This window comes from Cryobacterium sinapicolor, assembly GCF_004403465.1.
Lineage (GTDB): Bacteria > Actinomycetota > Actinomycetes > Actinomycetales > Microbacteriaceae > Cryobacterium > Cryobacterium sinapicolor.
The window spans coordinates 1-19,105 of the sequence record NZ_SOGQ01000005.1 but is presented as its reverse complement, the minus strand read 5'-3'; the positions used below and the strand labels follow the sequence as shown (position 1 = coordinate 19,105).

At 66.7% G+C, this 19,105-nt stretch carries 19 protein-coding genes and 1 pseudogene; 5 read left to right on the top strand and 15 right to left on the bottom strand.

Annotated elements, in window-relative coordinates:
• Positions 1 to 155: 155 nt before the first annotated feature.
• The gene (locus E3T28_RS00385) at positions 156 to 491 is read left to right on the top strand and encodes a hypothetical protein (protein WP_134426815.1); all 336 of its coding nucleotides are present in this window, start codon (positions 156 to 158) and stop codon (positions 489 to 491) included.
• The gene (locus E3T28_RS00380; protein WP_134426813.1) at positions 488 to 1,462 is read left to right on the top strand and encodes a sigma-70 family RNA polymerase sigma factor; all 975 of its coding nucleotides are present in this window, start codon (positions 488 to 490) and stop codon (positions 1,460 to 1,462) included. The genes E3T28_RS00385 and E3T28_RS00380 overlap by 4 nt, the downstream gene beginning before the upstream one ends.
• Positions 1,463 to 1,798: 336 nt before the next feature.
• Here the strand turns inward: E3T28_RS00380 and E3T28_RS00375 are convergent, their stop codons facing one another.
• The 7 genes from E3T28_RS00375 to E3T28_RS00345 all read right to left on the bottom strand — a co-directional run bounded on the left by E3T28_RS00375 (position 1,799) and on the right by E3T28_RS00345 (position 9,567).
• Positions 1,799 to 2,296, bottom strand: a complete 498-nt coding sequence (locus E3T28_RS00375; RefSeq protein ID WP_241979095.1) for a hypothetical protein — start codon at positions 2,294 to 2,296, stop codon at positions 1,799 to 1,801.
• A 121-nt stretch (positions 2,297 to 2,417) separates the two neighbouring features.
• On the bottom strand, positions 2,418 to 2,888 hold the full coding sequence (locus E3T28_RS00370; RefSeq protein WP_198417127.1) for a class F sortase: 471 nt from the start codon (positions 2,886 to 2,888) through the stop codon (positions 2,418 to 2,420).
• A gap of 260 nt (positions 2,889 to 3,148) precedes the next feature.
• Positions 3,149 to 3,919, bottom strand: a complete 771-nt coding sequence (locus E3T28_RS00365) for a hypothetical protein (protein ID WP_134426807.1) — start codon at positions 3,917 to 3,919, stop codon at positions 3,149 to 3,151.
• A 500-nt stretch (positions 3,920 to 4,419) separates the two neighbouring features.
• Positions 4,420 to 5,262, bottom strand: coding sequence for a DUF6671 family protein (locus tag E3T28_RS00360; RefSeq protein WP_134426805.1), 843 nt, complete (start codon positions 5,260 to 5,262; stop codon positions 4,420 to 4,422).
• Entirely contained in the window at positions 5,259 to 5,576 is a 318-nt protein-coding gene (locus E3T28_RS00355) for a P-II family nitrogen regulator (protein WP_134426803.1), read from the bottom strand. Before E3T28_RS00355 ends, E3T28_RS00360 begins: the two co-directional genes overlap by 4 nt.
• Positions 5,573 to 8,008 carry a DUF2309 domain-containing protein gene (locus E3T28_RS00350; RefSeq protein WP_134426801.1) on the bottom strand — a complete coding sequence of 812 codons (2,436 nt, stop codon included), beginning with the start codon at positions 8,006 to 8,008 and terminating at the stop codon, positions 5,573 to 5,575. The genes E3T28_RS00355 and E3T28_RS00350 overlap by 4 nt, the downstream gene beginning before the upstream one ends.
• Positions 8,005 to 9,567 carry a proton-conducting transporter transmembrane domain-containing protein gene (locus E3T28_RS00345; RefSeq protein WP_166786879.1) on the bottom strand — a complete coding sequence of 521 codons (1,563 nt, stop codon included), beginning with the start codon at positions 9,565 to 9,567 and terminating at the stop codon, positions 8,005 to 8,007. Before E3T28_RS00345 ends, E3T28_RS00350 begins: the two co-directional genes overlap by 4 nt.
• A 105-nt stretch (positions 9,568 to 9,672) precedes the next feature.
• On the opposite strand from E3T28_RS00345, the gene E3T28_RS00340 reads away from it, so the two are divergent.
• The 3 genes from E3T28_RS00340 to arsA all read left to right on the top strand — a co-directional run bounded on the left by E3T28_RS00340 (position 9,673) and on the right by arsA (position 12,442).
• Entirely contained in the window at positions 9,673 to 9,957 is a 285-nt protein-coding gene (locus E3T28_RS00340; RefSeq protein ID WP_134426797.1) for a helix-turn-helix transcriptional regulator, read from the top strand.
• A gap of 152 nt (positions 9,958 to 10,109) precedes the next feature.
• Positions 10,110 to 10,607: an arsenite efflux transporter metallochaperone ArsD gene (gene arsD, locus E3T28_RS00335; RefSeq protein WP_134426795.1), complete on the top strand. Its 498-nt coding sequence runs from the start codon at positions 10,110 to 10,112 to the stop codon at positions 10,605 to 10,607.
• Positions 10,608 to 10,615: 8 nt separating this feature from the next.
• Positions 10,616 to 12,442: an arsenical pump-driving ATPase gene (arsA, locus tag E3T28_RS00330; RefSeq protein WP_277613348.1), complete on the top strand. Its 1,827-nt coding sequence runs from the start codon at positions 10,616 to 10,618 to the stop codon at positions 12,440 to 12,442.
• Positions 12,443 to 12,698: 256 nt separating this feature from the next.
• On the opposite strand, the gene E3T28_RS00325 is transcribed toward arsA, so the two are convergent.
• The 8 genes and pseudogenes from E3T28_RS00325 to sufC form a co-directional block, all read right to left on the bottom strand.
• Entirely contained in the window at positions 12,699 to 13,988 is a 1,290-nt protein-coding gene (locus E3T28_RS00325; RefSeq protein ID WP_134426793.1) for an MFS transporter, read from the bottom strand.
• Positions 13,989 to 14,058: 70 nt separating this feature from the next.
• On the bottom strand, positions 14,059 to 14,712 hold the full coding sequence (locus E3T28_RS00320) for a class I SAM-dependent methyltransferase (protein ID WP_134426791.1): 654 nt from the start codon (positions 14,710 to 14,712) through the stop codon (positions 14,059 to 14,061).
• Between the two features lie 321 nt (positions 14,713 to 15,033).
• The gene (locus tag E3T28_RS00315; RefSeq protein ID WP_241979094.1) at positions 15,034 to 15,699 is read right to left on the bottom strand and encodes an HAD hydrolase-like protein; all 666 of its coding nucleotides are present in this window, start codon (positions 15,697 to 15,699) and stop codon (positions 15,034 to 15,036) included.
• A gap of 86 nt (positions 15,700 to 15,785) precedes the next feature.
• The gene (nucS, locus tag E3T28_RS00310) at positions 15,786 to 16,481 is read right to left on the bottom strand and encodes an endonuclease NucS (protein WP_134426790.1); all 696 of its coding nucleotides are present in this window, start codon (positions 16,479 to 16,481) and stop codon (positions 15,786 to 15,788) included.
• A gap of 151 nt (positions 16,482 to 16,632) precedes the next feature.
• Complete coding sequence (locus tag E3T28_RS00305; protein ID WP_241979093.1) at positions 16,633 to 17,988, bottom strand: MFS transporter; 1,356 nt, start codon at positions 17,986 to 17,988, stop codon at positions 16,633 to 16,635.
• Between the two features lie 135 nt (positions 17,989 to 18,123).
• Positions 18,124 to 18,447 carry a ferredoxin gene (gene fdxA / locus E3T28_RS00300; RefSeq protein WP_134426788.1) on the bottom strand — a complete coding sequence of 108 codons (324 nt, stop codon included), beginning with the start codon at positions 18,445 to 18,447 and terminating at the stop codon, positions 18,124 to 18,126.
• Between the two features lie 45 nt (positions 18,448 to 18,492).
• Complete coding sequence (locus E3T28_RS00295; RefSeq protein WP_134426786.1) at positions 18,493 to 18,852, bottom strand: metal-sulfur cluster assembly factor; 360 nt, start codon at positions 18,850 to 18,852, stop codon at positions 18,493 to 18,495.
• Positions 18,849 to 19,105, bottom strand: a pseudogene (sufC, locus tag E3T28_RS00290) (Fe-S cluster assembly ATPase SufC); the annotation flags it as partial. The pseudogene sufC and the gene E3T28_RS00295, both read right to left, overlap by 4 nt.

Here is a 19,105-nt window from a genome sequence, read left to right as displayed (position 1 = left end):
GTCGGCAAATTTGATGGACTCCTCGGCTGCGTAGAGCAACGAAACGAGAGTTTCGAAGTGATGGAAATCGGCGGCGGTTTTCGCTGGACCACCTTCACAGCACTTCGCGCGCTTGGCATCGCGACAAAATCCGGAGCCACCCGGCTGGTGAACGCATGACCGCGCTCACTCCTGTGCTTGATCCGATGAATGGTCTCGATCACCGGCCGGCGTTGCCACGCTCTGTCACGCGTGCCAGCGAACTGAAACTCGCCACCCTCCTTGCTTCACTTCATTACATCAGCGTTGGCACATGTGCCGTTTCTGCGGCCACCTGGCAGGTCAGGGGCCCCCGCGTCGGCGTGGACTCGGTCTCGGTGCTTCTCGGTTACATTCAACGTGTCGGGGACACTTTCGAGGCGACAAATCTCCTCCGGCCGCTGGAAAGCCGTGTCGCGTCCACGCTGGCCCAGGCTGCCGAAAGCATCACAGCCGCGGCGGCAACGAAATGAGCGCTGAATCCCAAGCACCGACGACCTTCTCCCCGATCTCGCCTGTGCGCACCCCGGTCAACGCACGCAACCGGCGCGACTCCGCGGATGCCTTCGGTGACTACTTGCGTCGCATCAGCCGAGGTCCCCTCCTGAGCGCGGCGGAGGAGGTCACCGTTGCCCGCCGCATCGAGGTCGGCCTATTCGCCACTGGGAAACTCGCCCACGGGGTTGATGACCCCGAACTGTCCCGGGAACTCGCGTGGCTCGGCCACGATGGAGCGCGGGCGAAGAAGGATTTCATCGAGGCCAACCTGCGTCTCGTCGTCAGCATCGCCAAACGCTACTCCGGCCGAGGAACACTCATCATGGACCTCGTCCAGGACGGCAACATCGGCCTCGTCCGCGCGGTCGAAAAGTTCGACTTCACAACCGGCTACAAGTTCTCAACCTATGCCACGTGGACGATCCGCCAAGCCATCCACCGCGGCATAGCTGACAAGTCCCGCCTGATCCGGATCCCCGTCCACACCGCCGAGGAGCTCAACAAGATCAAGCGCATCCGCCGGGACCTTGCGAGTTCCCTCGGGCGGGAACCCACTGTCAAGGATCTCGTGGCTGCCACCCAGCTCCCGGCAAAGGAAGTGTCCCGGTTGCTCGACTATGACCGCGAACCCATTTCCTTGGATATGCCGATCGGTGATGGCGTGGGTGACATCTCCGAACTCATCCAAGACTGCGACCTGCCCGAGCCCGAGGAATACGCGACCCTCACCCTGCGCCGGGCCGATATCAACTTTCAACTCCGTCGGTTGTCGCCCCGGGAACAGGCAATCTTAACTGCCCGGTTCGGACTCGACGGCGACGAGCCGCACACCCTCGAGCAGGTCGCCGCCCTCCAAGGCGTCACTCGGGAACGCGTCAGACAAATTGAGAAACGCGCCCTCGCGCTCCTGCGGGTACCCCGACTCGAACATTACCTCTACGACTAACCTGGCGAGGAAGCGCAACCCCGAGGTCGGTTTCCGGTCCTGATGGGCAGCCCCGCACATCCGAGGTTGCTGCGAGTCGTCGGGGTGCTCGTTGGTTCAGGATGTCCACCAAAACTGCTGCTTCACTCATGTCGGGTTCATTGGTGACGGTCAGCAAGGTCAGACGACGGTCGATGGCCACAACCTCTAAGCGCTTGGCGCGTCGCCCCGGAAATCATCCTCGCTTCCAGCCTCCTCGTACATCCTGTCGGCACGGACACCCGGCTTCTTCTCATCGATGGACAGCCTCGACATTGGGACGCCGGGGTGCAGCTTGGCCGATATGACGCGGCCGGATTAGTGTTCCGTCCAGCATCCCAGGATGGCAGTAGCTACTTGATACGAGAATGCGGTTCGGGTGACGCCATGCGGCCCGACCTTATCCGTCAATTTACTGGCGTCAACTTGTAACGTCATGTTGTCTTTGACAAAGACGACCACGCCGTCTGTGGTTTCGTAAGCAGGTAATCCCAGATTCGCGAGTCCTTCAATGGGTTGGACTGGGGCAAGGGTTTCTTGCATTGTGTCGAAGTAGCTGCGGGCGGCCGCTGCGTCCGAGGATTCCTGCACCGAGATCACGAATTCTCCATCCGTCAGATGGTATTTGCAGGTGTATTGGCGTGTGATCCAGCTGTCGACGGAGTGTGGCGGGGTGGCGAGAGCCAGCGCACGTGTGATGTTGTCGCGTGTTTCGGTGCCACAAATCATCTGTGATGCTGCGGACGGTCCTGCCCCACCGCTGCCTGCCGAGCTCGACTGCGGAATCGGGGAGGCCGATGTGCCTGGCATGGACATTCCGGGCGCCATTGTGTTTACGGCGCCGGAGGAGGTGGTGGCGCATCCAACCAGCAAAGCCGTGGAAGCCAGCGCGGTCGCAAGCACCCAGACGCGCCTGTTGGTCCGCGTCTCAGTCGTACTACGCCGCACGGCTGGACACCAAACTGGCGTAGACAACAACGTTGTCTGGGTACGTACGAGTGATTTCATTGAACTCTCCACCGCAGGTGATCAATCGTAGTCCCGCATGATCGGTGTTGCCGTAGACGGCAAACTGCGGAAAGTCATCTTTCGGGTATTCCTCCACTCCGTCGACAACGAATACCGCCACTGTCGCATCGGCTCGGGTAACCAAGATCTCGTCGCCCGGACGCATCTCGCCAAGTCGGTAAAACACCGCGCGCCCCTGCACCCTGGAGTCGACATGACCCACGATGACGGAAGGTCCGATCGCGCCAGGGGTGGGCGAACCGGTATACCAGCCGGCCGGAGAGGCCTCGTCCAACGACGGCGTCTGCACCGTGCCGTCAGGATTCTGTCCCAATTGCATCAGGACAGAGTCCACTTCAATCGCGGGGACGTTGATCTGGGTGGGCTCGGAGGCGGTCAAGGTCGGGCCGACAACCTGGTCAACTCTCGGAGTCGGCGGAACTGAGATCGGCTCCGGTAAGGGTGTAGCGGAGACGGACTCCGGCGATGGGGCCGACACGGCAGCCGAGGCTGGCGGTCGTGGAGGAGGAGGGTTGCCCCACAGGGCGAAACCGGTCGCCGTACAGCCGATGGTGAAGAGCAGAACCGCCGCCGCGGTAGCCAGACGGCTACCGCGGCGACGCTTTTCAGCCGGGATAATCACCGGGGATCAATCCGATCTCAGCCTCGGGCGGTGAGACGTCGACGAATCATCACCGCGCCACCTGCCGCGGTCAGAGCCCCGGCACCGAGGGCGAGAAGGCCCATGTCAGCACCGCTTGACGTGCTGCCACCACCGGTTTCCACGCCACCGTCAGGCATGTTCGCCTGCGACGCGCTCAGGGCGCCGCACAGAGCCGGCGACGTTGCTGCCAGGGGCAGACTCGGAACCAAGTCACTCTTTGCGTCCTGTGCTGCTTTCGTCAACGTAGCCGGGTCGAGCCCGTGGACCACCACAACCGCCGTGCCCGCCTCTAGCGAGGCCGCTGTGGCGGCATCCAAAGTGAAGGTTCGGTTGTAGTCGTAGTTTGCACCCATCCCGGCAAGGGTCAAATCAGTTCCGGCCGCCGGACTCGTGTCGCCACTCGTAGACAACGTTGTGCCAATCTCTCCGTAGGACGGCTGGCCTTCGGTCGTGCTGATCACACCATCTCCATTGGTGTCAGCTGCCGTAGTGGGACATTCCCCCTTCGCGCCGATGTGGATGTGCTGTACGTGCGGGTACGGCTTTCCGTCGAAGGTCTCGGCCAGACCCGTGACGGTCTGGGTGACTGTGGCCTGGTCACCGGAAACCTCAACGGAAACGGTGCCGCTGCCGTTGCTGCCGTTGATCGCATCGAGCGTCCCCTGGTAGGACGCGTCACCAGTGGCTGCAAAGGCTGGACCACTCGTCAATACGGCGACACCTAAAGCAAACGCGGGCACACACCACAGTGCTGTCTTCTTATTCATCAAAATTCCTTACTAGGAGGTTATGTCGAAAACATGCTCGGAGAAAAACATGCAGAAGTACAAGGAATCGTTGACGTTTGCTCAACGCAACCCACGCAACTACGGGCCAGCAAACCAATACGACGTCTTACCCCTGGATACTTTGCGTGAACGGCCTTCTTGTCAAGAACCAATCTGAGGCGACGTGAACAGACCCAGGCGAGCATCGTCAGAGCTTCATCGAGCCAATCTGCAAGCGCCACCCACGAAGCCGTGCAAACAACAACGCTGACGGAGTGGCTTCGCTACCGAGCTCATACCTGGTTAGGTCGTGACCCACGTCTCAGCAAAAGTCTCTCGGAATCGCCGATACGGGGACGTGACCTCAGCGCCTCCAGCGAACCCCGGAATCTCAAGGTGCGGCGATTACACCGACACGGAATCTGAAGTCGATGCGGCGACTCCAGCTGATGGGCGTGCCACCGCTGCTGGTGCAGTGCCTCCAGCGTGAGGGTGCCATGTCATGGATTGCAGTGGTCGCACCATTCCGGGTCGGCGTGGGCGTGACGTCGTGGTGTTCGGGTTTGGTGAGTGCACCGGCCGCAGCCATGGATATCGGCTGCGATTACTTGGGTTGCCGATCCGCAGGAGGAGCAGGGCAGGCCGTGTTCAACGTTGGTGTGGCCAAACCCGGGCGCCCGGCAGCGCGGGCACTCTGTTGCGAGTCGCTGGGCCATTTTTTCGCAGAGCGCCCGGATGGCTGCGGCTCGGGACGGCGCCTTGTGGGCACGGTAGTCCGGAAGGATCACAACGGAGTGGTGCTGTTTCAGGAGCGCTTCCGTGGTGTCGCCGAGTACTTCCAATTGGGTGATGTTTTTGTGGGCGTATGTTCGGTCGTTCTGTGCGCTCTGTAGGATCACGCCTTGGTCCGGGAAGCCGATAGCGGACGCGAACGTCAGGGCTTCGCGGGCGTTGGTGATGCGCCGTCCTCCGGCTACTGGCGAGGTGGTGACGCTGCCTTCGACAATTTCCAGACCCAGGGTGTTGTCAATGAAGATGAGAATTTCAGTGTTCTCCACAAGGAGTCCGAATCCGGAGGTGAAGGTGCCTTCGGAGGCGAGCCCGAGGGTGGTTCCGGCCAGGTGCATGCCGAGTCGGGCTTTCGCACGGGCTGAGTCGCGTGGGCTGAGGGGTCGGGGAATGTCGCCGGCGAATGTTCCGAATTGGTCGGTGTCGAGGCCCGCCGCCGCGGTGACGTTCGCGCCCAGGGTGTTCTGGAATGTGTCCTGAGCGAGCAGTTCTTTGCCGTGCATCGTGGCGAAGGTGATCGTGCGTCCGGAGTAAGCCGTGCGCGGGCAGGTCATTGGAAGTAGTCGGGCCTGGAGACGTAAGTGTCGGAGACGAACATGACACCGCTGGAGGTACTGAGAAGTTGCTGCACGGCGTCGATCAGTTCGCCGGCGTTGGCGGGTGGGAGGACGGTTATGAGCATGGTGAGGGTGTCGTATTCGTTGAAGAGTAAGGCCCCGGAGTGTTGGCCGTGGTGTCCGATTCCGGACACCCCTGACACGGACGTGTAGCCGGTGGCTCCGGCGGAGGTGATCAGTTCGCGGATTGCGGGGGCGTCGCGGGCGGGCACGACAACCTCCAGCCGGGTCATCTGGGTCAAATTGTTCATGGTCGTGTTCCTTTCAGTGCAGTAGGGGTGGTCGTCCAGCCGTACGGGGTGTAGCGGTGCCAGGGGGCTGCGGGGTCGGTGCGTGCGGTGAGGGTGATCCAGTCGTTGTCGAGCAGGTTGCGCAGCACCTGGTTGCCAGAGACGATGCGGCCGATGCTGCCCAGGGGCGCCTGGATGATGACGGTCAGGCGCATCGGTTCGTGGAGCAGTTGGTCGCCGAGGCCGACGGATTGCCAGGGCAGGCCGCGGCGCAGGTCGCCCGCGTGGCCGGCGAGGACTCCGATGGTGCCAACGGCATTGTGGATGGTTTTGGTTCCGGCTCCGAGGGTGGCGGGGTTGAGGGCGGAGAAGTAGTACTGGTGGTTGATCCACTGGGCGACGATCAAGGGCGCGGTCATGATCGTTTCCAACGCGGCACCGTCCAGGTCCAACTCTGTTTGGTAGGAGTGGAGGAACACGCGCCGGTCCAGGTTGACGCCGCGGGTCATTTGACGTGGCCCGATGATCATGGCGGCGTTTCCGGCCAGCCCCAGCTCCGGATACACCTCGGCCCAGTCGTGGGCGCGCCCCTGGACTCGGGCGGGGGAGTGTGGGGATGCTCCGGGTAGGTCCTGGGCGCGCTCTCTGAGCAGCATCTTTGCGGCTGTGTGCTGGGCCCGGTCGAAGGTGTCCGCTGCATCGACGTGGCTCTGCGGGATGAGGTGCTGGTCCAGGAGTGTGACGGCGTCGGTGACGGTGTTGTGCTCGGCTGCGATGAAGAAGCTGTCGGGGGGAATGTCGATTCCGCGGGCTGCCAGAAGGGCGCGTACGGCGGGGTCGTTGAAGATGGCGGCGGAGGCGCGGGCGTTGGCCGCCCCGGGGTTGCCGCCGCAGGCGCCGCAATCCAACGCTGACTGGTAGAGGTTGTTCATCGACTCGGATGCGTGGCCGGCGAGCACGACCAGAGGGGCGAACTGGGTGATGCCCATCATCCGCACCGCAGTTTCAGCCATCGCGGCCCGCTCGTCCAGCGTGAACGCCTCGGCGACTGTCACGTCACTCGGGAGCGTGGCCGTCGCCGGGGTCAGGAATTGGTGGATGCGTGCCTGCATCGTGGGGGCGAGGGTGCGCAGTACGCTGATGGCGCCGTACAGCCAACCGGATACCTCCGCGAAGGCGAAGGGTGTCACTGTGCCGGAGTCGGCACGGTGGGTAGACCGCCGGAGCGCGTCCCGGGTGCGACCGCGCATGATGTGGTCTTCAGCCGTCGCTGGGTGGGTCGGGTGTTCGGTGAGGTGGTGCCGGGCCGTCAGGAGGGCCGGCAACGAATTGATGGCTCCTCGGGCTTTGTACCGGGAGAAGCGCACGGGGACGCCGAAGAATCCGGCGAAACCGAACGTTTCCAATCCAGGGAGGACCTCGACGTGACGCCGCATTCCTTCGGACCGGGGGTCGATACACATCACCAGTTGCAGTTGGGGACGAAGGGTGAACGGGTCGGTGTCCCTGAGGGTGTCCACCAGGGTGGCGAGGTAGTGCAGTTCATAGGCCTTCTGCCAGGTCAACGCGTGGTCGGGCACCGGATGGGTGGCTAAGACCCGGCTCACTGCCGCGATGTCGTCCCGGTCTGCTCGACTGCCTCCGATGGACCGGGCGACGTGCTCGGCCCGGTGCCAGAGGGCCGACGGGGTCTCGTCGGCTCCGACGACTCCGCGTGGTGAAGGGAGGCCGGTCAGGCCGAGGATGGCTTGGAGGGTCAATCTCACGCCCAGGTAGGAGAGCAGGTCGATGTCCCCGATCTTCTCGGCCCGCCATTTGATGTGGCCGACCCAGCCCGGCAGGTGTTGGAGTTCGGTCCGGAGGGTCTGCATCACTGCCTCCGCCGGGACTCCGAGTTTGACCAGGGCCCACGCCAGTGCGGCGTCGGGCTCGACGGGCAGCTCGACCACCGTCCGGCGCGCCGTTCGGGGGAGTGCCGGGTCCCGGCGGGCCAGGGTTCGCCACGCCCGGTAGAAGCCGTGCTGCTTGTGGGGCATGGCCCAGAGCGGGTCCGGGTTCAGGTAGGACGACACCCAGCTGGCCAGATACTCGTCAAGCCAAAGTGCCGACGGTTCGGCTGCGGCGGGGGAATTCCACTGCGTGGTCTTCAGATCCAGAATCGCCACGCTCAACGCGGATACGCTTTTCCCGCCGATGGTGAGCTGCCCGGCGAGTTCGGGGACACGCTCGACCAGGGCTGCTTCGAGATCGGCATCGACGATGCGGCCACGATCGGCGTCGGCGAGGTAGGAGTCCCGGGATCGGGTCAGGATTACGCCCGGAGTGGCGGCGGTCTCGAATGGGCGAGGTTCGTGGCCTGCGAGAGGATTTACGGCGATGAAGGACTCCACCGGCCAGGACGGCACAATGTCGTGTGCCGCCGTGGCCACTTGGGCGCGAAGAATCAAATTCATGACAACACTCCTGTGGTCACAGGCGGGCGGGGGGCAGCTTTCGGGCGGGGAAGAGCCGGCGGACGGGGAAGGGTGGTCGTCACGGCCGTGGTGTACACGCGGTCACGCAGGTGCGCGAGTCGATGCGGGTTGCGTGAGAGCAGTTGGACAGCGATGAGGCCGACGGTGGGCACGGCGAGTAGCCAGGCGGGGGCGGCGTTGATGGTGGTCTCGGGCTCCAGTGCCGCTGTGAACAGCTGCAGGAGGGCCACATATCCGACTATCAGCACCACTGTTGATGCCGTGCCGGTTAGGAACGTTCGGGGCGAGAAGTTCGTGCTCAGTGCTGTGCCCAGAGCGACGCTGGCGGTCACGGCAACGAATACGAGCAGAGCGGTACTGGCCGCTGACACGGGGGGCGAGAACGCCCATTCGGCTGCGGCCAGCGCTGCCAACGGCACCAGTACCGACAGGGTCACGGCTGCAGCCAGTGCGAACGGCGAGTAGATCTGTCGGGGTGGGAGGTCCCGGTCGACGGCGTGCTGGCGCACCCCCATTCCGGCCCCGAGGAAGAGGGTAGATTTGAAGAGGGAATGGGCAACCAGATGGAAGATTGCCGCCGCGAACACACCCAAACCGCAGGCCATGATCATGAACCCCATCTGCGCCATCGTCGAGAACACCAACCTCCCCTTCACATCCGGCCGGACCAGGCGCACCGCCGATGCGTAGACCAGGGTCACGGCGCCGGCCATAAACACCCCGATCATGACGGCTTGGTGCTGCGCGATGGCCGGCGCGAAGCGGATCAGCAGTATCGCACCGGCGTTGACCACGCCGGCGTGCATCAAGGCGGACACCGGGGTGGGCGCCGCCAACGTGAACGGGAGCCAGCCCTGGAAGGGGATCTGGCTGGAGCGAGCCAACGCCGAGACCACGAGCAGCGCGGCGCAGGTCAACTGGAGCGGCAGTGGCAAGGTCGCCGCGACCGCTCCAAGCTGATCCAGGGGAATATCTCCTCCCGCGGTGACCAGCAGAACGGCGACAGGAACCAAGAAGGCAGTGTCGGCGATCAGGAACCGGGTTCCGGTACGCCGGATCCCGTCGCGGGCCTGCGAAAGCGGCCGATAGGTTGCCAGGAGTACGACGAGGGCCACCCCCACCCCGATCCAGGCCACAGCGAACAGGGCCACCGACCCGGCGCACACCATCAACACGGTGAAGCCGGTGAGCAGGTTGGCGGCGACGACGAACCAGACCTGCCGGAGATCACCCCGTAGGTATCGAATCGCGAAGACCTGGATCAGTGCGCTGAGTCCAAGCACCAGCATCGACAGGATCATCGCCAAGGCATCCAGGTGCACGGCGGTGGACCCGAATGCCACCTGCTCACTCTGGTGCGGTGCGGCAACGGATGCGATGGCGACCGCGACACTCACGACGAACCCGACCCCGGTTACGGTCGCCGCCACGCGGGCAACCCTGTCTCCGCTCGCCCCCGCCCAGCCGAGGAGCGCGGCCGAGAGCCCCGCGATCCACGGCGTCACGGTCACACCACCCACAACAAGCCAATCAGGCATCGGCACCTCTCGAAAACATGACTTACAAAACAGGAAAAACATAGCACATGTTGAGTGTCGAGAATTATGTGTACGGAGAAGCTCGTCGGCGGGAGATAATCGAGCATGGCGACCTGGACGTTTCTGACCAATCACGCCCACGTGTTGTTGTGCGTGGCGGACAACCCGAACGTGCGCCTACGCGACGTGGCCGTTCAGGTGGGTATCACTGAGCGAGCGGCGCAACGCATCGTCACCGAGTTGGAGGAGGCGGGCTACCTGAACCGCGAACGCGAGGGTCGCCGCAACACGTATCGGCTGAACACGGCAATGCCACTTCGGCACCCCTTTGATCGCGATCATCGCATCGGGGAGCTGCTTTCCACCTTCGCAAACACTCGCAGCCAGTGATGGATCCGCGGATGTCCCGCAAATGCGTCATCCATTCGTCGCCGCCGAACCGGAGTTGCCCTCTGCAATATCGATAACCATCGATATACTGTGAGGACCGTCATCACGGACAAGTCGTCCCCACAGGATGCCGGCCTAGGAGATGGTCACCCATGGCACACATCGAGATTTTCGAACCGGGACTCTGCTGCGGCACGGGCATCTGCGGAGTCGACATCGACCAGGCGCTCGTCTCCTTTTCCGCCGACCTCGATTTCACCCGCGCGAACGGCGGCGACGTCGCACGGTTCAACCTGGCCCAGGAGCCGCTCGCCTTCGTGGAGAACGAGGTGGCCCGCCGGTTCCTGCACACCGTCGGCCAGGAGGGACTGCCGGTCACGCTGGTGGACGGAGCCACCGTGCTCACCGGCCGCTACCCCACCCGTTCCGAGCTCGTGAGCTGGACCGGCTTGGCGGCTGCCGACACCGCCGCTGACACCGCCGCTGACACTGCCGCTGACACCGCATCCGACTCCGGAGCGGCCAGTCACCTCGCCGCCCTGCAGCCTGAGGGCTCGGTTCAGCTGCTCGCCATGGCGTCGGCCACACCGGGTGCGGGTGCGGAGGCCAGTGCCGAAGCCGGCTGCTGCGGCACCGGCGGCTGCTGCTAGGGCTGATCATGACGACCCTGCGCTTCCTCGCCGACGCCCCGCGCTTCCTCTTCTTCACCGGCAAGGGCGGGGTCGGCAAGACCTCCATCGCGTGCGCGAGCGCGGTGCGCCTCGCCGAGGCCGAGGCATCCGTGCTGCTGGTCAGCACCGATCCGGCCTCCAATGTTGGTCAGGTGTTCGGGGTGAGCATCGGCAACACGGTCACCCCAATCGCGGCGGTGCCCGGCCTGTCGGCCCTCGAGATCGACCCCGAGCAGGCGGCCGAGCAATACCGCGAACGCATCGTCGGCCCGGTGCGCGGACTGCTGCCGGCCGCCGAGGTGGCCACCATCGAGGAGCAGCTCTCGGGCGCCTGCACCACCGAGATCGCCTCCTTCAACGAGTTCACCGACCTGCTGACGGATGCCGCGTGGACGGCCGCGTACGACCACATCCTCTTCGACACGGCCCCCACCGGGCACACCATCCGCCTGTTGCAGCTGCCCGGGTCGTGGAGCGACTTCCTCACCGAGGGCACGGGCGACGCATCCTGCCTTGGGCCGCTCTCCGGCCTCGAGAAACAGCGCGTCGTCTACGCCGACGCCGTGGCCGCGCTTGCCGACCCCGCACGCACCCGGCTGGTGCTCGTGGCGCGCGCCCAGGGCTCCACCCTGCGCGAGGCGGCGCGCACCCAGGCCGAACTGGCCGCCATCGGCATGCAGCGCCAGCACCTGGTGGTCAACGGCATCCTGCCGGCCCGGGCGCACCCGGGTGCCGGCTCAGGCACGGCCACGCCTGCCGGGGCAGCGGCCGATCCGCTCTTCGCGGCCATCCGGGCGCGGGAGCAGCAGGCGCTCGCCGAGATACCCGAGGGGCTCCGCTCGGCGCCCACCGACTACGTGGAGCTGAAGAGCACCAACATGGTCGGCCTGGCCGCGCTGCGCGGTCTGCTGGAGCCGGAGGTCGTCTCGGCGCCGGTCGCCGCCGCCGTCGACATGGCCGTTCCGGGGGCCCCGCTCTCGGCCCTCGTCGACGAGATCGAGGCCGGCGGCCACGGCCTGGTGATGCTGATGGGCAAGGGCGGCGTGGGTAAGACCACGCTCGCGGCGGCCATCGCCGTCAGCCTTGCGGAACGCGGGCTGCCCGTGCACCTCACCACGACCGACCCGGCCGCGCACCTCGACGACACCCTGGCCGGCGGATTGCCGCACCTGACCGTGTCCCGGATCGACCCGGCCGTCGAAATCGCCGCCTACACCGAGCGGGTCATGAGAACGAAGGGCGCGCAGCTCGACGCACAGGGCCAGGCCATGCTCCGCGAGGACCTGCGCTCGCCGTGCACCGAGGAGATCGCCGTGTTCCAGGCCTTCTCCCGCGTGAGCCGGGAGGCGAAGAACACCTTCGTCGTGATGGACACCGCGCCTACGGGTCACACCCTGCTGCTGCTGGATGCGACCGGGTCGTACCACCGTGAGGTCACCCGGCAGCTGGGTGACGGCATCCGTCTGACGACGCCGATGATGCGGTTGCAGGACCCGGAGCAGACGAAGGTGATCCTGGTCACCCTCGCCGAGACCACGCCCGTGCTCGAGGCGGCGGAGCTGCAGGACGACCTGGAGCGCGCCGGCATCACGCCGTGGGCGTGGATCGTGAACAACTCGATCGCCGCGGCGGCGCCGACCAGCCCGCTGCTGCTCGAGCGGGCCCGGAACGAGCTTCCCGAGCTCGAGCATGTGCACGAGAAGCGCGCCCCGCGGCTCGCGGTGGTGCCTCTGCTGGCGGAGGAGCCGGTCGGCATTCCCGCGCTGCTCGCGCTGGCAGCGGGGAGGCAGCCGGCGCCGGCATCCGTTCGCTAGTGGATCGGGCGGCCAGCGCGTCGGCCGGCCGTTGAGTTGGCGGGCCGTCGAGTTGGCGGGCCGTCGTTCACGCCGACGCGCCGGTCCAGTCGAGGCTCCGTAGCCACACCGGCCCGAACGAATTCGACGGATATTTTGGCCGAATCAGGCCTGAACGGTGGAAGAGAGCGCTTTCACTGCAAAATCCCCGTCGAATTCGTTCACCGCCGTTCGTTCGCCGCCGGGCGCGGCACTCCGCCTGCGATGAGCGACTCGGCTAGCGCACGGCCGGCCGGGGGGTCGTGCCGCGCGCGGCCGACCAGACGACGATGACGACCGCCAGCACCATGGTGACCAGGCCGAGCCCGGAGTAGCCGATGGCGCTCAGGATCAGACCGGCCAGGGCTCCGCCGAGGGCGCCGGCCCCGTTCATCGACAGGTCGGAGAAGCCCTGCAGGGCGGCGCGGTCATGCACGTCCACCGCCTCGGCGATCAGTGCTGAGGCGGCGACGACGGATGCCGACCAGCCCAGTCCGAGCAAGATCAGCCCCACGGTCATGGCGGTCTGCGACTCCCCGGCCAGCCAGAAGATTGCCAGCGAGGCCAGCAGCAGGCCCTGGCCGAGGAGGATGACGGGCATCCGTCCCAGGCGGTCGGCCAGCCAACCGAAGACCGGCGAGAGCGCGTACATGCCGGCCACGTGAAGGCTGATGGTCAGGCCCACTAGCGTCAGGGTGGCGCCGTGGTCGCGCAGGTGCACCGGGGCCATCGACATCAGGGCGACCATGGTGGCATGGCTGAGGGCGATCACGGCCACCGCGAAGCGGGCCTGTGGGTTGGCGCGCACGATGGCCAGGCCGCCCCGCCGCGTGCCGCCCGAGGGGTCCACCTCGCGCGCGGCGAGGGCGGTGAGAAGCGGGTCGGGGCGGAGGCCGACGGTATAGACGACGGCCGCGCCGAGCGTGGCGATCAGGGAGAAGGCGAAGGCGCCGGTCAGCGGGGGCAGGCCGAGTGCCTCGCCCACGACCTCGCCGGGGCCGAATAGGTTGGGGCCGAGCACGGCGCCGATGGTCGTGGACCAGACCACGATGGACAGGTCACGCGCCCGGAACCGCGTGCTCGCGAGGTCGGTCGCTGCGAAGCGGGCCTGCAGGTTCGTCGCCGAGCCGGCGCCGAGGAGCATCAGCGCCAGCAGGAGCAGCGGGAAGACGTCGACCGCGACCGAGGTGATGGCGAGAACAGCCCCGGAGCCGGCGATGAGGGAACCGGTCGCGAGGGAACGGTTGCGCCCGCGGCGCTGGGCCAGTCGGGCCAGCGGAACGGCCACGAGGGCGGCGCCGAGGGTGCTCATGGTTGCGGCCATGCCGGACCAGGCGCTGGAGCCGGAAAGCTGGGCGGCCAGCAGGGCGCCGAGGGAGAGCGTGGCACCCATGCCGATCCCGCCGAGGATCTGGCCGGCGATCAGCACCCGCACGACCGTGCGCTGCAGCGGCGTGTGGTCGGCGGGTGTGGGCACGGGGCTCGCCTCCGGGGTCACCGGCGCTGGCGCATCCGGATTGGTGGACATCGGGCTCCCTTGTGCGTATGCGGCAGGATGTCAGTATACCCCAGGGGGTACTCGATCAGTGGGTTCGGCGTCAGGCGTCGACGACGAGCAGGGTGTCGAGGGCGAACGTGGCGCCGGCGCCGTCTCGGGGGCCCTCCGGGTCGGTGGCGAGGTCGCGGCGGACGGTCTCGCAACGCACGACGCGGCAGGCGCCGAGGCTCGCGGGGTCAATGCTCGAGCGCAGCAGCTCCGGCGTGTAGAGGATGTCCGGGTTGGTCGGCCCGGGAGCCCCTGTGTCAAGGTTGGCCCGGTCGTGCCCGAGCACGACCAGGTGCCCGCCGGGGGAGAGCCACCCGGCGGCGCGGGCCAGCACGGAGCGTAGTCCCGGCTCGGGCAGGTGCAGGTACACCACGGTGATCAGGTCAAAGCCCTCGCCCGCCGGGTCCCAGGTCGTGGCGTCGCCGACCTGCCAGTCCACCGCCACGCCGGCCTCGGCGGAGTGCGCGCCGGCCTGGCCGATGGCCTCGGCGGAGAAGTCGACCGCGGTGACCGTCCAGCCGTGGCCGGCCAGCCAGATCGCGTTGCGGCCGTCGCCGGCGGCCAGGTCCAGGGCGCGCCCCGGCGTGAACGGGCTCACGGTGTCCTGAACGATCTGCGCCGGCACCGCCGACCAGAGGCGTCCGGCCTCGCCGGCCCGGGCCTCACGGGCGAGGCGGTAGCGGGTGTCCCATTCGGTGGCGTCCATTGCGTGTCCTCTCGGCGGGCATCCGTCGCTGTGCACGGATGCTGCGCGAAGGCCAGTTTCGCACGCGGCGGCGGCTTAGCGGGAGAGCAGTGCGCCCGGAGAGAGTGGGTGCGCCCACCGGGCGCAGCACGGACCCGCCGAGCTCGCGGGACCCGCTCACGGAACCGTCCGGCCAACCCGGCCGAGTTGCGGAAAAAGCACCCTCGTCGTCGAAACGAAGGTGCTTTCCCTCAATTGGACGCAAGTGGACGCGATTGAAAGCGGGCGGAAGCGGGCGGAAGCGGGCGAGAGGGAGCGTCGGGGAGCGGAGGAACGCGGAGGTCAGCCGAGCAGCAGCTTGGTGAGCTGGTCGACGGAGTAGACGGTCGCGTGCGCGCCGACGGCCTCGGTCGGGGAGCCGTAGCCCCACTCCACGAGGATGGTCGGGACGCCGTGCGCGGCAGCCCCTTCGGCGTCGTACCGGCGGTCGCCGACCATGACGGGGGTGGCGACGTCGGCTCCGACGGCGCCGAGTCGCGCGAGCGCCTCGGCCACGATGTCGGCCTTGGAGCTGCGGGTTTCCAAATCGGAGGAGCCCACCATCGCCGTGAAGTACTTTGCCAAGTCGAAGTGCTCGAGCACGGCGGTCGCGTGGTGCTCGGGCTTGCTGGTTGCGAGGGCCATCGGGATCTTCGCCTCGTGGAGGCGCTCGAGCAGCCCGGCGACGCCCGGGTAGACGGCGGTGTCCAGCATCCGTTCCTGGTAGTCGGCGCGGTAGACGGCGAGAGCCTCGACGGCCTCCTCCGGGGTCATCCCGGCGTATTCGCTGAACGCGGCGAGCAGGGGCGGACCCACGTAGGCCGTGAGCTCCGCGTCGGTGGGAACCGGGCGGCCCAGCACGGCGAAGGTGCGAGCGAGAGAATTGGTGATGGCCGGGGCGGAATCGGCGATCGTTCCGTCAAGGTCAAAAAGTATGGCACTCCACGTGCGAGTCAATGTCGAAATCACAGGCTAATCCTAGGGCTCCGAACGCGGACTCCCGCATAAATCTTAAGAAGAAGAGCCTTATGAGCTTTCGCGCGGGCCGCCAGCTCCTAAAAGAGTTTCGACTGTGTGTCGTCGAGTCCGCGCATGGCGTCGTAGTCGAGAACGAGGCAACGGATGCCGCGGTCCTCGGCCAGGGTGCGCGCCTGCGGCTTGATGATCTGTGCAGCGAAAACCCCGATCACCGGCGCAAGATGCGGGTCGCGGTTCATGAGCTCGAGGTAGCGCGTGAGCTGCTCCACCCCGTCGATGTCGCCGCGCCGCTTCAGTTCCACGGCCACGGATCCGCCCGCCGAATCGCGCGCCAGGATGTCGACCGGGCCGATCGCCGTCATGTACTCCCGGCGAACCAGCGTGTGGCCGTCGCCGAGCAGGTGGATGTGCTCGGCCAGCAGCTTCTGCAGGTGGGCCTCGACGCCGTCCTTGATCAGCCCGGGGTCGATGCCGAGCTCATGGGCTGAGTCGTGCAGCACCTCGTAGATGCTGACGATGAGCTGGTCGGCAGTCTTCGCGTGGGTGACCGTCCAGACGGCCGTGACGCCGACATCCGTCTGGTCGTCATCGGGGTCGGACAGCGCCAGGCTGCACGGCGGGCTCATCCAGTTGAGCGGCTTGTAGGAGCCGCCGTCGGAGTGCACGAGCACGCTGCCGTCCGACTTGATCATAAGCAGGCGGGTGGCCAGCGGCAGATGCGCGCTGAGTCTCCCGGCGTAGTCGACGGAACATTTCGCAATCACAAGGCGCACGGTTCGAGCCTAACCGCGCCGCGGCATCCGTTCGCCCACCTTCGACGGCCCTCCCGCGCCCCGCCCGGAACGAATTCGACGGAGATTTTGCCGATATTGCCTCTAAACAGCCCAAAACTGGCCTCTGAGCCCAAAATCTCCGTCGAATTCGTTAGGCGGCGGGGGCGGCGGACGAAGAGGGCGAAGTGGGGGCGTGGGTGCGCTCGCGCGCGGCGGGGGCGGCCAGGCCGGCCAGCACCATCAGCGCGAGGATCAGGAACAGAGCGTTCAGGATGCCCCACGCCTCGCCGAGCAGGCCGAGCACGGGCGGGCCCACGAGGAACGCGAAGTAGCCGATCATGGCGACGGCGCTCACCCGGGCGGCAGCGTTTTTCGTGTCGTCGGCGGCGGCCGACATGCCCACCGGGAAGCCGAGTGACGCGCCGAGACCCCAGAGCACCGTGCCGACATAGAGCAGCCACGCGTCCGGCGCCAGGATGAACAGAACCAGACCCAGGATGCCCAGCGCGGCGCAGGCGCGCAGCACCGGGACCCGGCCGAACCGGTCCAAGATCGGGCCGCCGAACACCCGGCCGACGGTCATCGCGCTCACGAAGACTCCGAAAACGATGGCACCCTCCGTGTTGCTCAGCCCGTGCCCGTCGACGGCGGCCAGGGCCAGCCAGTCGTTGGCCGAGCCCTCGGCGAAGGTCAGGCCCAGCACGATCACGCCGATCAGGAGGATCCTCGTGTCACCCCAGACGGACAGGCCGGCGCGCAGGCGCTCCCGCCAGGGCGGCAGGGCGACCGGGGCGGCTGGGGCCGAAACGACCTCCGACGCTTGGCCCCGCGCGGTATTCGGCGTGACGTCCGACTCTCCGGCCGCAACCGGGGCCGGCTCGTCGCCGAGCTCCGTGCGCACCGGGATGTGCCGCACCCCGACGACGGCCGTGGCGAGCACGAGCAGAGCGATCCCGACCAGGTGCCAGAACACCGGCAACGAGACGAAGGATGCCCCCGCGCCGGCCAGCGCGCCGACCACGGTGCCGAGGCTGAAGCAGGCGTGCATCAGCGGCATCAGCGTCTTGCCGATCGCCCGCTCGGCCGCCGCGCCTTCGACGTTCATCATGACGTCGACCGAGCCCATCCCGAAGCCGACCAGGACCAGCCCGGCGAAGACCAGCTCGGTGGATGCCAGCAGGCTCGTGCCGACCCCCGCCGTGATGAGCCCGACCGAGGAGATCGCGACGCCGAGCACCATGGCGCGCCGGGCGCCGAGTCGCGCGAGCAGCCCGACCGCCGCGATCAGGCCGATCACCGATCCGGCCGAGAGCCCGAAGATGACGATGCCCACCTGCGCCGTCGAAAGGTCGAGGCCGTCGCGCACGGCCGGGATGCGGGACATCCAGGTCGCCAGCGCGAGACCGGAGATGAAGAAGAGCGCGAACACGGCGTTCCGCCAGGCGAGGAGGCCCGGCTGGGCGGCACGAACGGTGGCGGCTCCGAGGTCGCGGGCGGTGTGGGTCACACCCTCCAAGGTATCCGAAACGCACCGGGTCGCACGTCGAACGCCGACACAGGGGTTGCCGAAGTGGTTCCGAACGGGCGACCGCGTCGCAGCGGGACACGGTGCTCGGTCGCATCCGTTCGCAACAGGCACGGGTCAGGCCGGAACCTGCGGTGGCAGGGCGGCGATGAGCGGGTGGTCCTTCTGGAACACGCCGGACTTCGCTGCCCCGCCGGGCGAGCCAATGTCGTCGAAGAACTCGACGTTGGCCTTGTAGTAGTCGGCCCATTTCTCGGGCAGGTCGTCTTCGTAGTAGATGGCCTCGACCGGGCAGACGGGTTCGCAGGCGCCGCAGTCGATGCACTCGTCTGGGTGGATATAGAGGGAGCGGTCCCCCTCGTAGATGCAGTCGACCGGGCACTCGTCCACGCAGGCGCGGTCCTTCACGTCGACGCAGGGCAGGGCGATCACATAGGTCATCGGCGCACCTCGGTCAGAGGAAGCCGATGGGTGGCAACGGGCTGGTTAGACGTTGAATCCAAGAGCGCTCATCATCTCCCGACCGTCGTCGGTGATCTTGTCGATGCCCCACGGCGGCATCCAGACCCAGTTGATGCGGAAGCGGTCGACGATGCCGTCCAGGTTGACGCCGATCTCCGACTCGAGCATCTCGGTGAGCGGGCAGCCGGCCGAGGTCAGGGTCATGTGGATGATCAGGGCATCGTTCTCATCGTCCCAGCCCAGGTCGTAGATCAGTCCGAGGTCGACGATGTTGATTCCGAGTTCCGGGTCGATCACGTCCTTGAGTGCCTCCTGGATGGCATCGAACCGCGCCGCCCCCAGGGTTGATTCCGCCGACTGCAGGGCGGTCGTTCCGAGGCTCATCGGGCGACCTCAGCGGTCTGGAAGCGATCGTAGCCCTCGTCTTCGAGGCGGTCGGCGAGCTCGGGGCCGCCCTGCTCTGCGATGCGGCCGTCGACGAAGACGTGCACGAAGTCCGGCTTGATGTAGCGCAGGATGCGGGTGTAGTGCGTGATCAGGAGCAGGCCCAGGCCGGTATTCTCCTTGGCCCGGTTCACGCCCTCCGACACGATCTTGAGCGCGTCGACGTCGAGGCCGGAGTCGGTCTCGTCGAGCA

Coding starts and splice junctions, on each gene's coding strand:
- E3T28_RS00385 (WP_134426815.1), top strand. CDS start 156: ATGACCGCGCTCACTCCTGTGCTTGATCCGATGAATGGTCTCGATCAC.
- E3T28_RS00340 (WP_134426797.1), top strand. CDS start 9,673: ATGGCGACCTGGACGTTTCTGACCAATCACGCCCACGTGTTGTTGTGC.
- fdxA (WP_134426788.1), bottom strand. CDS start 18,447: ATGACCTATGTGATCGCCCTGCCCTGCGTCGACGTGAAGGACCGCGCC.
- E3T28_RS00350 (WP_134426801.1), bottom strand. CDS start 8,008: ATGAATTTGATTCTTCGCGCCCAAGTGGCCACGGCGGCACACGACATT.
- E3T28_RS00360 (WP_134426805.1), bottom strand. CDS start 5,262: ATGACCTGCCCGCGCACGGCTTACTCCGGACGCACGATCACCTTCGCC.
- E3T28_RS00320 (WP_134426791.1), bottom strand. CDS start 14,712: ATGGACGCCACCGAATGGGACACCCGCTACCGCCTCGCCCGTGAGGCC.
- E3T28_RS00365 (WP_134426807.1), bottom strand. CDS start 3,919: ATGAATAAGAAGACAGCACTGTGGTGTGTGCCCGCGTTTGCTTTAGGT.
- E3T28_RS00355 (WP_134426803.1), bottom strand. CDS start 5,576: ATGAACAATTTGACCCAGATGACCCGGCTGGAGGTTGTCGTGCCCGCC.
- E3T28_RS00380 (WP_134426813.1), top strand. CDS start 488: ATGAGCGCTGAATCCCAAGCACCGACGACCTTCTCCCCGATCTCGCCT.
- arsD (WP_134426795.1), top strand. CDS start 10,110: ATGGCACACATCGAGATTTTCGAACCGGGACTCTGCTGCGGCACGGGC.
- arsA (WP_277613348.1), top strand. CDS start 10,616: ATGACGACCCTGCGCTTCCTCGCCGACGCCCCGCGCTTCCTCTTCTTC.
- E3T28_RS00295 (WP_134426786.1), bottom strand. CDS start 18,852: ATGAGCCTCGGAACGACCGCCCTGCAGTCGGCGGAATCAACCCTGGGG.
- E3T28_RS00375 (WP_241979095.1), bottom strand. CDS start 2,296: ATGTCCATGCCAGGCACATCGGCCTCCCCGATTCCGCAGTCGAGCTCG.
- E3T28_RS00345 (WP_166786879.1), bottom strand. CDS start 9,567: ATGCCTGATTGGCTTGTTGTGGGTGGTGTGACCGTGACGCCGTGGATC.
- E3T28_RS00325 (WP_134426793.1), bottom strand. CDS start 13,988: ATGTCCACCAATCCGGATGCGCCAGCGCCGGTGACCCCGGAGGCGAGC.